The organism is Pseudomonas sp. GW821-FHT03A09, from assembly GCF_059421065.1.
The window spans coordinates 106097-119802 of the sequence record NZ_JBWKUX010000004.1 but is presented as its reverse complement, the minus strand read 5'-3'; the positions used below and the strand labels follow the sequence as shown (position 1 = coordinate 119802).

Here is a 13706-nt window from a genome sequence, read left to right as displayed (position 1 = left end):
AGAGATGCAAGCTGACCCACCGCCATCGCAGGCAAGCCAGCTCCTACACTGATCGCGGTGTCAGTCAGACTGCGGCGAAACGCTTGTCCAGGTAATCGATGATTACCTTGGAGTCATACATCCAGGTGGTCTGGCCATTTTCTTCAATGCGCAGGCACGGCACCTTGATCTTGCCGCCTTGCTCCAGCAAGGTCTGGCGGTCTTGCTCGTTGTTCTTCGCATCCTTCAACGCCACCGGCACATTCAGACGGTGCAGGGTGCGGCGGGTCTTCACGCAAAACGGGCAGGCGTGGAACTGATACAGGGTCAGGCCCTTGGCCGCTTCATTGACCTTTGCCTGTTGTTCAGCAGGACGCGCCTTTTTGCGTGGGCGAGTCAAGAAGTCCCCCGCGATGATGATTTGGCCGAGGCCCACTCGAAGTGCTTTGACGAACATGGCTGAAACCTCTTGCCCATGACAGAAGGGGCCGCAGCTTACCTCAATTCTGCAGGCGAAAAAAAACCGGCGATGAACGCCGGCTTTTTCGTACGCAGCCTGTTACTTGATCAGGCTGAGGAATTCGCTACGGGTCGCCGCGTTTTCGCGGAACTCACCCAGCATCACCGAGGTGATCATCGACGAATTCTGTTTTTCCACACCGCGCATCATCATGCACATGTGCTTGGCCTCGATCACGACGGCCACACCCAGGGCGCCGGTCACTTGCATCACCGCGTCGGCGATCTGGCGGCTGAGGTTTTCCTGGATCTGCAGGCGTCGCGCATACATATCGACAATCCGCGCTACCTTCGACAGGCCCAGCACTTTGCCGCTGGGGATGTAGGCAACGTGGGCCTTGCCGATGAACGGCAGCAGGTGGTGTTCGCACAACGAGTACAACTCGATGTCCTTGACCAGCACCATTTCGCTGTTGTCAGAGCTGAACAAGGCACCGTTGGTGACTTCTTCCAGGGTCTGTTCATAGCCGCGGCAAAGGTACTGCATCGCCTTGGCGGCACGCTTTGGCGTGTCGAGCAGGCCCTCGCGGGAAACGTCCTCGCCGAGCTGGCCGAGGATCGCGGTGTAATTCTGTTCCAGGGACATGAAACTACCTGTGGGTTTTTCGCAAAGCGCAAGGGTACGGTGGCCGACCCATCGCTGCAAGCCTGACGATGGCACTTGTTACTCGTCGCGTCCTTCCATCATGGTGCGCTTGAGCATCACATACACCGCACCGGCGCCGCCGTGGCGGGCCTGGCACGAGGTGAAACCGAGCACTTGGGCGTGCTGGCGCAGCCAGGTGTTGACGTGGCTCTTGATCATTGGGCGTTTGCCATCCAGCCGCACGGCCTTGCCATGGGTGACGCGTACGCAGCGGATCTCGAATTTAGTGGCTTCGGCCAGGAAGGCCCAAAGGGTTTCGCGGGCTTTCTCGACGCTCATGCCGTGCAGGTCGAGGCTGCCTTCGAACGGGATCTGCCCGACCTTGAGCTTGCGCATCTGGCTTTCTTGCACGCCATCACGCGCCCACATCAACTCATCTTCGGGGCCGACGTCGATCACGAACTGGTCCGAGAGACCATCCACCGCCGTGGCATCGGTGCGCACAGTCGCGGCCTGGCGCAGCTTGGCGATCTGCGCCCGGTCGGTCTTGGGTTTGCCGGTGTCGGCGCGGTCGTGCTTGATCGGCTTGACGCCGCGCAGCTCGTTTTTGAACAGGGAAAAATCGTCGTCTTGCATATCAGCCTCCGCGAAGGGCGGGCAGTTTACCTAAATCGCGGCGGCCGGGGCGCAGGAAACGCTATCCAAGTGCCATCAGTCGTGCTTTTTCATCAGGTGCGAAGCGATGTTCAGTGACAACGGCTGGCGCATCCGTCGACGACTGCGACGCCACAACCATACGCCCAGCCATAGCACCAACAGCCCGATCACCAACAGGATGGCCGAACCGCCAGGGCTGGCATTCAGTTCACCCAGGGCGGGTGAGTGGCCAAACAAACCGGCACCACCAGCGCCGGCCAACAGCAGACCTACTATCGCCAGCAGCGCGGCAAAGCCAGCGACCAGGCGCAGACGCCAGTTGCTCGGGCCCTTGGGGCGCAAGCGGCGGGCGTCAAAACCATCGGATATCTTCATTCCGACCTTTCCTCCAGGGTATCGGCCCTTCGACCGGAAGATACACAAGTTGTTCCTGAGAGAGAGGTAAATGCGCCGAATGAGAGGGCGTTGCGGATGAGCGGGGCAATAAACACGCCACACCGCTCATCAGAAGTCGATCAGATCAGATCTTTGGTCAACGCGAGGGTTGCGAAGTTGTCGGCCATGATGGCCATTTCGGTCTGTTGTACGTGCTCGGCACTCAGGATGCCGCCTTTGTAAGGCAGGTCGCGGGTGGCGCAGGCGTCTTCCACCAGGGTGCAGCGAAAGCCCAGGTTCTTGGCGGCGCGCACGGTAGTGCTGACGCTGGAGTGGCTCATGAAACCGCAGACGATCAGGTCCAGGGAGCCGAGGTCTTGCAGGTGTTTTTCCAGGCCGGTGCCGTGGAACGCACTGGGCAGCAACTTGCCGATGATGGTTTCGTCAGCGAGGGGTTCCAGGCCCGGGATGAATTCGCCGCGCTCGCCTTGTGGGTCAAACAGGCCGCCGACGGTACCCAGGTGGCGCACGTGCACGATCGGGCGCCCGGCGTTGCGCGCGGATGACACAAGCTGCTTGATGTTACCGACTGCTGCGTCCATGCCCGAGAGGGCGAGTGGGCCGCTGAGGTATTCCTTCTGGGCGTCGATGATCACGAGGGTCGCATGGTTCAGGTTGGCTGCTGCGTAACCGCGACCGCTGAGTTGAAACATCGTCTTTGGAACGGACATTCTGGGGCTCCTGTGAGGGGGGCTTTTGCGACATTGTCCACTGGCTGAGCGGTTCTGTGAATCGCTACCATCGTAAGGTACGCCGTTGTTGACGTGCAGCGATGTCAAGTGGGCGGCTTGTTTAGGGCAATGATGGCAAATTGGATGAATTCCGACGGATGGCGAACGGTTTTCGTACATCGAAGGGACAGGCGAAGACTGTTAGAATCGCCAGTCGTTTTTTCCAGGAGCTTGCCCCCGTGATCACTTCCCGCCTGCGCACCTTGCGCGACCATATCCGTTGGGCTGTCAGCCGTTTCCATGGGGAAGACCTGTTTTTCGGCCATGGCACCGACAACGCCTGGGACGAAGCCCGGCAATTGGTACTCGGCGCCTTGCACCTACCTTGGGAAATTGCTGATAGCTACCTTGACTGCAATCTGGAAGAAGAAGAAATCTCCCACGTGCAGCGTTTGTTGCATCGCCGCATTCACGAGCGAGTCCCTACCGCGTACCTGCTGAAAGAGGCTTGGTTCTGCGGCATGTCGTTTATCGTCGACGAGCGCGTGTTGATCCCACGCTCACCGATTGGTGAACTGATCGAAAACCGCTTCGAACCCTGGCTGGCCCAGCCGCCGGCGCGCATCCTCGACCTGTGCACGGGCTCCGGTTGCATCGGTATTGCCTGTGCCTATGAATTCCAGGACGCCGAGGTGGTGCTGGGCGATTTGTCCTTCGAAGCCTTGGAAGTCGCCAACCAGAACATCGAACGCCATGGCGTCGATGAGCGTGTTTATACCGTGCAAGGGGATGGCTTCGACGGTCTGCCGGGCCAACGGTTTGACCTGATTGTGTCCAACCCGCCGTATGTAGATGCCGAAGACTTCGCCGACATGCCGGATGAATACCAGCACGAGCCGGAGCTGGGCCTGGCCTGTGGTGATGATGGCTTGAACCTGGTGCGGCGCATGCTGGCCGAGGCGGCGGACCACTTGACCGAGAAGGGTTTGCTGATTGTCGAAGTCGGCAACAGTCAGGTGCACGTCGAGGCGTTGTACCCGGAAGTGGATTTTGCCTGGTTGGACTTCCAGCGCGGTGGTCATGGTGTGTTCATGTTGACGGCTGAGCAGTGCCGAGCGCACCAAGCGGTGTTCGCCGCCAAGGTTTAAAGGCAGGAATACAGGTAAAAAATGTGGGAGGGGGCTTGCCCCCGATAGCTGCGGTTCAGTCACTGATGAATTGACTGACACACCGTCATCGGGGGCAAGCCCCCTCCCACATTTAGACCTCATTTCATGGCACAGGCCGGTTTCAGCGGTGTGTGGCAATCCAGATCAACAATCCCGCCTGAAACACCGTAAACGCCACCAGACAGGTGATGGTAAAACGCAGCCCGCTGTCCTCACGCTTGAACTTGGTGACCTTCTCTTCTTCCTTGCGCAGTTTCACTTCCTGCTCGGCCAGGTTGTGCTCGGCCTGCTGCAACATCTGTGCGGCTTCAAGGATCTCCACGAACTGCACCTTCTCGGTGTTCCAGCTGTCCAGCACTTCGCTGACTTTGCCCGGCTGCACAGTGCCCTTGAGGTGTTGCACGTCGGCATAGGCCACGTCAAAACCCTGGATACGCAGGAAGTGATCGCGGCGCAGACGCGTGGCTTCGTTCAGTGCGTCTTTATTGGCCAGGTCCACACCGTCGACGCGGTAATGTGACCACTTCTTTTTGGCCCAAGCGGCGCCTTGAGCGACCAGAAATCGCCCCAACCCACGGTTGGCCGGTTCGATCTCCAGGCTGTTGCCCGGGCCGAAGTGCACGCGGTGAGTATCGTGATCGACCCAGATATCCAAGTGATTCTGCTCACGGCGTACGCGCTGCCCTGGTAGTTGGATAACCATGCGCAGCAGGCTGTGGCGTTTGTCATGGCGCTCGGCATAGCCGAACTGTACAAAGCGCAACGGCCGCACGCCGGTGGCGCGATCCGTGGCCAGGGGCGCCAGGCGTAGCATCTTGAAGTGTTCGGCCTGTACGTCCGCCCACGGCAGTGCCGCCGCCTCGACGGCCTCGGTTTTTTCAGCCGGGGTGTCGGCGGTAGGTTCTGGTGTTGCTTCGGTGGTTGTCATGCGGCGCGATCCTGTCCAAGCCTTGCGAGTCGGCAGTCTTTTTTGCTGTCGACTCTGGGCTTATCGGCCGCTTTGTTCAGGACTGGAGGCAAATAGTCGCTTATCGGGGCCCAAGTCCGTCGATAAAACGCACGATGCGTTGGCCCAACTCGGCGGCGAGGGGCAGTTGCGGGTCGTTGTAGGACTCCAGTTGCTCCTTCACATCCTTGGGGATGATGCGCATCACGTGGTTCATTCCCTCGATCACTGTCAGTTGGGCGTCCGGCTTGGCCTTTTTCAACAACTGGGCATCGCCGACGCCGACCTGGATGTCGTTGGTGCCCTGGATGATCAGCGCCGGCATCTTCAGCTTGGCGAAAGCGGCCGAAGGGTCGGCACGAAACAGGCTGATCAGATAAGGCTGTACGCTGGGGCGGAAAATGCCCTCCAGTGGGCGGGGTATGTCGGCATCTACCTGGCCGGCCTTGAGGCGGTCGAGGATTTCATTACTGCGCAGCAACAGGGCAGGGGGCAGGTGGCCGGCCAGTTGTTGACGGATCACTTGGTCCACCGGCCGGGCGCTGCCGGAGAGGGAGATGACGCCCGCCGGGTCAAGTTGCGGCGCGGCGAGGGCGGCGACCAGCGCGCCTTCGCTATGGCCCAGCACGATCAACGGGCCCATGCGGGAGTCAGCCTTGAGCAGTTTGCCCCAGGCCACGGCATCGGCCACATAGGCGTCGAGGGTCAGGTTGCGCTCGTCGGGGGTGGCGGCCAGGCTGGCGGCGACCCCGCGCTTGTCGTAGCGCACGCTGGCGATGTTATGCCGGGCGAGCACCCAGGCCAGGCGCTTGAGGCTGTCGTTGCGTGCACCGTCGGCGCTGTTGCCGTTGCGGTCAGTGGGGCCGGAACCGGCAATGATCAATACCACCGGCACCGGCTTGTCGGATTTGGGCAGCAAGAGCGAGCCGAACAGCTCGCCGCTGCCGGTGTCCAGGCTGATGGGGCGTTGCAGCACAACAGGGGAGGCGGCAAAGCCAAGGCTGGAAAACAGGGTGAGGGTCAAAAGCAAAACTCGCAGCATCATCGCGCCATCATGAGGAAGGTGCCGGTTGGACCAACGCCTACCGGTAAGGTTTCGAGGATGAACTAGTACGATAGCCTGCGTATACTGGCCGCCTTAAGTTATTACGGTTGACTTGATTCAACTGATTTCACGGAGCGCCCTGCATGTCCGGCAATACCTTCGGCAAGCTGTTCACTGTCACCACCGCGGGCGAAAGCCATGGCCCGGCGTTGGTCGCCATTGTCGACGGCTGCCCGCCCGGCCTCGAGCTGTCCCTGGAAGACCTGCAGCGTGACCTCGACCGCCGCAAGCCCGGCACCAGCCGCCACACGACCCAGCGCCAGGAGCCCGACGAAGTCGAAATCCTGTCCGGCGTGTTCGAAGGCCGCACCACCGGTTGCGCCATCGGCCTGCTGATCCGCAATACCGACCAGAAGTCCAAGGACTACTCGGCGATCAAGGATCTGTTCCGTCCGGCCCACGCCGACTACACCTACCATCACAAATACGGTGAGCGCGACTACCGTGGCGGTGGCCGCAGCTCGGCCCGCGAAACCGCGATGCGTGTGGCCGCCGGTGCCATCGCCAAGAAGTACCTGGCCACCCAGGGCATCGTCATCCGTGGCTACATGAGCCAGTTGGGCCCAATCGAAATCCCGTTCAAGACCTGGGACAGTGTTGAAGACAACGCCTTCTTCAGCCCCGACCCGGACAAAGTGCCGGAACTGGAAGCCTACATGGACCAGTTGCGCCGCGATCAGGACTCCGTCGGCGCCAAGATCACCGTGGTGGCCGAAGGTGTGAAACCGGGCCTGGGCGAGCCGATTTTCGACCGCCTCGATGCCGAGCTGGCCCACGCGTTGATGAGCATCAACGCGGTGAAAGGCGTGGAAATCGGCGCCGGTTTCGCTTGCGTGTCCCAGCGCGGCACCGAGCATCGCGATGAAATGACGCCTGAAGGTTTCCTGAGCAACAACGCGGGTGGCATCCTCGGCGGTATTTCCTCCGGCCAGCCGATTGTTGCCCACCTGGCGCTCAAGGCCACGTCGAGCATCACCACGCCGGGCCGTTCGATCGACGTGCACGGCAACCCCGTGGACGTGATCACCAAGGGTCGCCACGATCCGTGCGTGGGTATCCGTGCTACGCCGATCGCCGAAGCCATGATGGCCATCGTGTTGATGGACCACCTGTTGCGCAACCGCGGGCAGAACGCCGATGTGCACGTGAGTACCCCGGTGCTGGGTCAGCTGTGACGGTCTGTTGTCGTGAGCGAGCTTGCTCGCGCTGGGCTGCGAAGCAGCCCCTATAGCATGACCCCAACCCTCCCATACTGGCGTCTCTCCAGCTTTTACCTGTTCTACTTCGCCCTGCTGGGGGCGACCGCGCCATTCCTTGCGCTGTACTTCGATCACCTGGGTTTTCCCAGCGCACGCATCGGCGAACTGGTAGCCATCCCCATGTTGATGCGCTGCGTGGCCCCCAACCTGTGGGGCTGGCTCGGCGACTACAGCGGCCGGCGCCTGGCCATCGTACGCTTTGGCGCGGTGTGCACCCTCCTGAGCTTTTCGCTGATATTCATCAGCAAGACCTACGCCTGGCTGGCCATGGTGATGGCACTGCATGCGTTCTTTTGGCACGCGGTGTTGCCGCAGTTTGAAGTGATCACCCTGGCTCACCTGCAAAAACAGACCTCGCGCTACAGCCAGATCCGTCTCTGGGGCTCCATCGGCTTCATCCTGGCCGTGGTCATCATGGGGCGTCTGTTCGACTGGCTGAGCCTGGATATTTACCCGGTGGTGGTCGTGGTGATCATGGCCGGTATCATCGGCGCCAGCCTGTGGGTGCCGAATGCGCAACCCGTCACCCACGGCAACCGCCTGGCCGGCGATGGGTTTCTCAAGCAGTTGCGCGGCCCCGGGGTACTGGCGTTTTATGCTTGCGTGGCGCTGATGCAAATGAGTCATGGGCCGTATTACACCTTCCTTACGCTGCACCTCGAGCATTTGGGTTACAGCCGAGGTGTGATCGGCCTGCTGTGGGCGATGGGTGTGGTGGCGGAAGTGTTGATGTTCCTGGCCATGAGCCGCCTCCTCGCGCGCTTTTCGGTACGTCGGGTACTGCTGGCCAGCTTCCTGTTGGCAGCGCTGCGCTGGTTGCTGCTGGGCACACTGGCCGAGTTTTTCTGGGTACTGTTGCTGGCGCAAGTACTGCACGCCGCCACGTTCGGCAGTTTTCATGCGGCGGCGATCGCCTTTGTGCAACGTAGTTTCGGCGACCGCCAACAAGGTCAGGGCCAAGCGTTGTATGCGGCTTTGGCGGGCACAGGGGGGGCTGTGGGAGCCCTGTATTCCGGTTATAGCTGGAACCTGCTGGGGCCGACCTTCACCTTTAGTATTGCCAGCGTCGCAGCCCTGGCCGCTGCCGTTATCATTGGCTTTCGATTGCAAGAGCCGAACCAAGGAACCGTGCAATGAGTTATGTAGCTGTCTACCACGTCGCCACACCCGATACCCCGAATAAAGTGCTGACCCACTTTGACGACATCCGCTCGACCCTGGCCGAACACGGCGTGCGCTTCGAGCGTTGGCAGCCCGGTATCATTGAAAAGGGTGCCAGCGACATCGCCATGATCGCGGCGTATCAGCCGCAGATCGACAGCCTGGGTTATGCGGCCGTGGAGGTGTTCAGCGTGACCGGCGACCATCCACAGAAGGATGAGCTGCGCGCCCAGTTCCTCGACGAGCGCCGCAATAGCGAGGATGAAGTGCGTTTCTTCATCGCGGGCCAAGGGTTGTTCAGCCTGCACATTGGCGACTATGTGTATGGCGTGCGTTGTGAAAAAAATGACCTGCTGGTGATCCCTGCCGGCCTGCCCCATTGGTTTGACATGGGGGAGAACCCGCACTTCGTGACATTGCGTATGTTTAATTCGGCTAAAGGTGCTGGGCTGGAATTTACTGGAAATGAAATAGCGCGTCTTTTTCCAGGATTGGACGACTAAGCATAGCTATTTGAACGTTCAACCCCAGCAAGTTGGAAATTACTGTGGGAAGAAGCTTAGTTGCTTGTAAGACATGGCTGTTTATTCTGTGTCTTACGCTTTCATTCCAATCATTATGTAACTCTCTCCGCGTTCAATGTTTATGTCACCTGTCAATAGGAGGAATCCGAAGAGGGGCAGGGGTTCTGTAAATGAAAGGAGAGAGCAATGAGTGACTCAGTCGAGTCCTGTCACCCGCTGGTTATCCTGCCGACGGCGATCAGAAAACGCATGAGTTTGTCCGGCAAACCCTTGACCCCGGCGGAGCTGGAGATACTGCGATGGGCTTCGGAAGGCAAGACCGTCTGGGAGATCAGCCAGATTCGAGCCACCTCCGAAGCTACGGTGAAATTCCATCTACGCAATATCTACGGCAAATTGGAAGTGACCAACCGTGTGCAGGCAATGAATGAAGCCATCCGCCTGGGTTTGTGCTGACGGACAGCAAAAAGGGCCGTGACGCTTGATGGCGTCGCGGCCCTTTTTTTGTGCGTGTGATTTAAGCCGAGTGGTAAGTCGGCAGGGCAAAGCGGTTCTGGCTTTGCAGCATCGAAATCTGTGGCAACTCACTGGCTTGTTCGGCCAGGTCGCGGCGAATGGCGCTGATCACCCAGGTCAACTGATCAGCGGTGTGCAGTTGCTGATAAGAGATCGAGCGCTTGACCTGTTTGCCTTCGCTGTTGCGCAGGGTCAACAGAATGCCACCATCGGGACGCGGCTGGGTGGTGACGTCGTATTGGGAGAATACAGAAGCGAATTTATCTTGGATCAGGCTCATGTCTATCAGCTCCGTTGGCTCAAGTTGGCAAGCATGGAGTGATAGGTGCAGTGATTGTGCCAGTATTGGCTATCGAATTAATTGCTTATAAAACAACAACTTAACAAATTTAAAGATTTTCGTTTTCGTGCAAATTGCATGAATGGCCATCGTGCATCCTGCATTTTGCGTTATAGAAGACGAAGGTTTCGGTGGGCGTTCTCTGCTAATGACTGCTGACGAATCACAGAATTCCATTTTTTGTGCCGTACGTATCTGGGATACAAAACTTTTCAAATCCTGCGTGTACAGCCAAAGAATCGCTGGCGTATTTTCCTGCAAGGCATTCGGTCTCCTGCCTACAGGAGCGCCGTTGTAGATGGGTCAGACCAACAATAAGAAAAAGGACGTTCCACCATGAGCCACCAGCAAGATGACATGATCACTTGGGGCATGATGCTGCGTAAGGTGCCAGCCATCGTTCGAGCCCTGCCACGGGTGGTGCGCGGCATGCGTGCGGCGAATGTCACCGACCCAGGGCAACCTTGCGGTCTCGGTTGGTACTTCGAACAGGCCGTCCTGCGTAATCCTCACGGCGCTGCGCTGCTGTATGGCGACGAAGTGCTCAGCTACAGCGAAGCCAACCAACGAGCCAATCGCATTGCTCACCACTTGCAGGCCCAAGGTATCGCCAAGGGTGATGTGATCGCGGTATTTGTCGAAAACCGCCCTGAACTGCTCCTGACGGTACTGGCGGTGGCCAAGCTGGGCGGTATCTGCGCCATGCTCAATACTTCGCAAACCCAGGCGGCGTTGGTGCACAGCTTGAACTTGGTGAGCCCGGTGGCGATCGTGGTGGGTGCCGAGTTGGTGGCTGCCCACGCGGCGGTTTGCGATCAGGTAGCGATTGAAGCAGGCAGGACCTGGTTTGTCGCCGATCAATCCGCGAGCACGGTGCCTGAAGGCTATACCGACCTGCTGGCCGCCAGCGCCGACGGCTCGGTGGACAACCCCGACAGTACTGGTCGTATCTTCTTCAACGACCCTTGCTTCTATATCTACACCTCCGGCACCACCGGCTTGCCCAAGGCCGGCATCATGAAACACGGCCGTTGGACCAAGACCGCCGTCAGCTTCGGCAGTATCGCCCTGGACATGGACTCGGATGATGTCCTGTATTGCACCTTGCCGCTGTATCACGCCACCGGGCTATGTGTGTGCTGGGGCTCGGCGATTGTCGGGGCATCGGGTTTCGCCATCCGCCGCAAATTCAGCGCCAGCCAGTTCTGGGACGATGCGCGCAAATTCAACGCGACTACCCTGGGTTATGTCGGTGAGCTATGCCGCTATCTGCTTGATCAGCCGCCCAGTGCACAGGACCGTGATAACCGCGTGACCAAAATGGTCGGCAACGGCCTGCGCCCAGGAGTGTGGGCGCAGTTCAAGCAGCGCTACGGGGTTGAACATGTCTGCGAATTGTATGCTGCCAGCGACGGTAATATCGGCTTCACCAACATCCTCAATTTCGACAACACCATCGGCTTTTGCCTGCAACACTGGGCGCTGGTTGACTACGCCCACGATACCGGTGAGCCGCTGCGTGGCAGCGACGGTTTCATGCGCAAGGTACAAGCGGGCGGGCAGGGACTGCTGCTCGCCAGGATCGATGAAAAGTCGCCCTATGACGGCTACACCGACCCGGAAAAGAACCGCAAGGTAGTGCTCACCGACGTGTTCGAAAAGGGCGACCGCTATTTCAATTCTGGCGATTTGTTGCGCAGCATCGGTTTTGGCCATGCGCAGTTTGTTGATCGCCTCGGCGACACCTATCGCTGGAAGGGTGAAAACGTGTCGACCACCGAAGTGGAGAATGTCCTGCTGCAGCATCCGCAGATCGCCGAAGTGGTGGCCTATGGCGTCGAGATCGAAAATACCAATGGGCGGGCGGGGATGGTCGCCATCACCCCCAGCGAATCCTTGGCATCCCTGGACATGCGCGAGCTGCTGCAATTCGCCCACGGCCAGTTGCCACATTACGCCGTGCCGTTGTTCCTGCGGATCAAGGTGAAGATGGAAACCACCGGCACTTTCAAGTACCAGAAGGTCAAGCTCAAGGAAGAGGCATTCGACCCGGACAAGGCCGGCAATGACCCGGTTTACGCCTGGTTGCCGGGGTCCGACAGCTATGTGCCGGTCACCGGGCAATTGTTGGCGCAGATCCAGGGTGGGCAGTTCCGTTATTGATTCTGCCTATGGGCGCTTTTGGCAAAAAAGCCATGACAGTGGGGAGCTCCACCGTGACACTGTGCGCCTATAACGCACACAGACAAGGAGCCCCACATGTCAGATCAGCCTAAACAAATGACCGAAGATGAAGCCGCCGAATTTGCCGAGCAGGTCTTCAACGTGGCCCGTAATGGCGATGCTGCCATGCTCGCCGCACTGTTGGCCAAAGGCTTGCCTGCCAACCTGCGCAACCACAACGGCGACACCTTGCTGATGTTGGCGGCCTACCACGGCCACGCCGATGCGGTGAAAGTATTGCTGGAGTTCAAGGCTGACCCGCAGATTGCCAATGAGAAGAACCAACTGCCGATTGCTGGCGCGGCATTCAAGGGCAATCTGCCGGTGGTCAAGGCGCTGATCGAAGGTGGCGCGCCGGTGGACGCTGCGTCCTCGGACGGTCGTACGGCGCTGATGATGGCGGCGATGTTCAACCGCGTTGAGATGGTGGATTACCTGCTGGGCCAAGGCGCCAACCCCAAGGCAGTCGATGCCCAAGGCGCCACCGCTTTGGCCGCGGCGCAGACCATGGGCGCGGCGGATACGGCGGCGCAGTTGCAGAAACTGGTGTAGGCTACGCGCCCTCGAAAACCAGCCCGCAACAGGACCATCCCCATGAAAACCGCCCTCGTCGAACTCATCAGCAAAATCAGCGCCGGCGTCATGGGCGAGGACGAAGTGGCGCGCATCGCCGAAGAAGCGGCCCAGGCCTACGCCGACCCTGTGGCTTTTCTGGCGGCCAATCCGGATATCAACTACGACGACACGTTCCCCATCTCACTGGGTGAGTGGGTGGTGGTCGGCAGCCTGCCGGATACCGTGCTGTTCCAGGCCGACACCTATGGCGATTTGTTTGCGCAGATCGTTGCGTCGTTCGGTCCGGGTGTGGCGTTCAACCTCAAGCCTAAGCAACTGGCCAAGACCGACGACCTCACGGCGCTGAACCGCATTCAGATCCAGATGAGCGCTCTCAGCCCGGAAGACGGCGGCTACGTGCTGATGAATTTCAGCCAATTGCTCGATGATGAAATCCAGACCGTGCTGGTATACGGCAACGACCTGCCGCGTGTGCTGGAGCTGTGCGCCGAAGTCGGCATCAAGGCCGAGCCATCCCTTGAAGCGCTGCGCGTTGCCGTACACGTCTGAAATAAAACGGAACCCCGGTCAGGGCTGACTATCCTACAAGTGCATGCCCTCACTTAGGAGCGACATCATGGGTTCCACTTTTAATGGCCTGATCGGCCTGATCATCCTCGCGCTGGATATCTGGGCGATCATCAACGTGTTCAAAAGCGGCGCGAGCACGGGCGCCAAAGTGCTGTGGATCTTGTTGATCCTGCTGCTGCCGGTATTGGGCCTGATCATCTGGGCGATTGCCGGGCCGCGGGGCAATGTGCGGATCTGATACCCCATCAATTTGCAGTGGCACCAGTAAAATGTGGGAGCGGGCTTGCCCGCGATTGCGGTGTGTCAGCCAACTCGTCTGGCACTGATATACCGTATTCGCGGGCAAGCCCGCTCCCACTTGGGGTCCCGCTACACTGATAAGTTTTGTGTGTCGAAATATTCGTTGTACGAAATTTTCACATCTTATCCAAGACAATTCGCCGGCTTTATTCACCCATCCAAGGCTCTAT

At 59.3% G+C, this 13706-nt stretch carries 17 protein-coding genes; 9 read left to right on the top strand and 8 right to left on the bottom strand.

The features are described from left to right. Positions 1 to 64: 64 nt before the first annotated feature. The 5 genes from AC07V4_RS08460 to AC07V4_RS08440 form a co-directional block, all read right to left on the bottom strand. A complete protein-coding gene (locus AC07V4_RS08460; RefSeq protein WP_492635963.1) occupies positions 65 to 436 on the bottom strand; it encodes a glutathione S-transferase N-terminal domain-containing protein in 372 nt (123 codons plus the stop codon). Positions 437 to 538: 102 nt separating this feature from the next. Then, entirely contained in the window at positions 539 to 1084 is a 546-nt protein-coding gene (gene folE, locus AC07V4_RS08455) for a GTP cyclohydrolase I FolE (RefSeq protein ID WP_003442011.1), read from the bottom strand. A 78-nt stretch (positions 1085 to 1162) separates the two neighbouring features. Then, positions 1163 to 1720 (bottom strand): Smr/MutS family protein, encoded by a 558-nt coding sequence (locus tag AC07V4_RS08450; RefSeq protein ID WP_431753360.1) that lies wholly within the window; start codon positions 1718 to 1720, stop codon positions 1163 to 1165. Positions 1721 to 1795: 75 nt separating this feature from the next. After that, the gene (locus AC07V4_RS08445; protein WP_053257227.1) at positions 1796 to 2116 is read right to left on the bottom strand and encodes a hypothetical protein; all 321 of its coding nucleotides are present in this window, start codon (positions 2114 to 2116) and stop codon (positions 1796 to 1798) included. A 140-nt stretch (positions 2117 to 2256) separates the two neighbouring features. Then, positions 2257 to 2847, bottom strand: a complete 591-nt coding sequence (locus AC07V4_RS08440) for a cysteine hydrolase family protein (RefSeq protein ID WP_431753362.1) — start codon at positions 2845 to 2847, stop codon at positions 2257 to 2259. A gap of 239 nt (positions 2848 to 3086) precedes the next feature. Here AC07V4_RS08440 and prmB point away from each other — a divergent pair, with 239 nt between their 5' ends. Further along, a complete protein-coding gene (gene prmB, locus AC07V4_RS08435) occupies positions 3087 to 3995 on the top strand; it encodes a 50S ribosomal protein L3 N(5)-glutamine methyltransferase (protein ID WP_492635964.1) in 909 nt (302 codons plus the stop codon). 142 nt (positions 3996 to 4137) lie between these two features. Here prmB and AC07V4_RS08430 read toward each other — a convergent pair whose 3' ends face one another. Then, complete coding sequence (locus AC07V4_RS08430; RefSeq protein ID WP_431752687.1) at positions 4138 to 4944, bottom strand: hypothetical protein; 807 nt, start codon at positions 4942 to 4944, stop codon at positions 4138 to 4140. Between the two features lie 100 nt (positions 4945 to 5044). Beyond that, positions 5045 to 6007, bottom strand: a complete 963-nt coding sequence (locus AC07V4_RS08425; protein ID WP_492635965.1) for an alpha/beta hydrolase — start codon at positions 6005 to 6007, stop codon at positions 5045 to 5047. Positions 6008 to 6150: 143 nt separating this feature from the next. Here AC07V4_RS08425 and aroC point away from each other — a divergent pair, with 143 nt between their 5' ends. From aroC to AC07V4_RS08405, 4 genes are all read left to right on the top strand, one after another. After that, positions 6151 to 7242, top strand: a complete 1092-nt coding sequence (gene aroC / locus AC07V4_RS08420; RefSeq protein WP_492635966.1) for a chorismate synthase — start codon at positions 6151 to 6153, stop codon at positions 7240 to 7242. Positions 7243 to 7299: 57 nt separating this feature from the next. Then, positions 7300 to 8463, top strand: a complete 1164-nt coding sequence (locus tag AC07V4_RS08415; RefSeq protein WP_492635967.1) for an MFS transporter — start codon at positions 7300 to 7302, stop codon at positions 8461 to 8463. Further along, positions 8460 to 8990, top strand: a complete 531-nt coding sequence (locus AC07V4_RS08410) for a 1,2-dihydroxy-3-keto-5-methylthiopentene dioxygenase (RefSeq protein ID WP_492635968.1) — start codon at positions 8460 to 8462, stop codon at positions 8988 to 8990. Before AC07V4_RS08415 ends, AC07V4_RS08410 begins: the two co-directional genes overlap by 4 nt. A gap of 207 nt (positions 8991 to 9197) precedes the next feature. Then, positions 9198 to 9467, top strand: a complete 270-nt coding sequence (locus AC07V4_RS08405) for a response regulator transcription factor (RefSeq protein WP_492635969.1) — start codon at positions 9198 to 9200, stop codon at positions 9465 to 9467. A gap of 61 nt (positions 9468 to 9528) precedes the next feature. Here AC07V4_RS08405 and AC07V4_RS08400 read toward each other — a convergent pair whose 3' ends face one another. Continuing rightward, positions 9529 to 9807 carry a DUF3509 domain-containing protein gene (locus AC07V4_RS08400; protein WP_016970113.1) on the bottom strand — a complete coding sequence of 93 codons (279 nt, stop codon included), beginning with the start codon at positions 9805 to 9807 and terminating at the stop codon, positions 9529 to 9531. 396 nt (positions 9808 to 10203) lie between these two features. Here AC07V4_RS08400 and AC07V4_RS08395 point away from each other — a divergent pair, with 396 nt between their 5' ends. From AC07V4_RS08395 to AC07V4_RS08380, 4 genes are all read left to right on the top strand, one after another. Further along, positions 10204 to 12030, top strand: coding sequence for a long-chain-acyl-CoA synthetase (locus tag AC07V4_RS08395; protein ID WP_492635970.1), 1827 nt, complete (start codon positions 10204 to 10206; stop codon positions 12028 to 12030). Positions 12031 to 12126: 96 nt separating this feature from the next. After that, complete coding sequence (locus AC07V4_RS08390) at positions 12127 to 12642, top strand: ankyrin repeat domain-containing protein (protein WP_492635971.1); 516 nt, start codon at positions 12127 to 12129, stop codon at positions 12640 to 12642. Between the two features lie 42 nt (positions 12643 to 12684). Then, a complete protein-coding gene (locus tag AC07V4_RS08385) occupies positions 12685 to 13215 on the top strand; it encodes a hypothetical protein (protein ID WP_492635972.1) in 531 nt (176 codons plus the stop codon). Between the two features lie 67 nt (positions 13216 to 13282). Continuing rightward, entirely contained in the window at positions 13283 to 13474 is a 192-nt protein-coding gene (locus AC07V4_RS08380; RefSeq protein WP_003172956.1) for a PLDc N-terminal domain-containing protein, read from the top strand. The last annotated feature ends 232 nt before the right edge of the window (positions 13475 to 13706 follow it).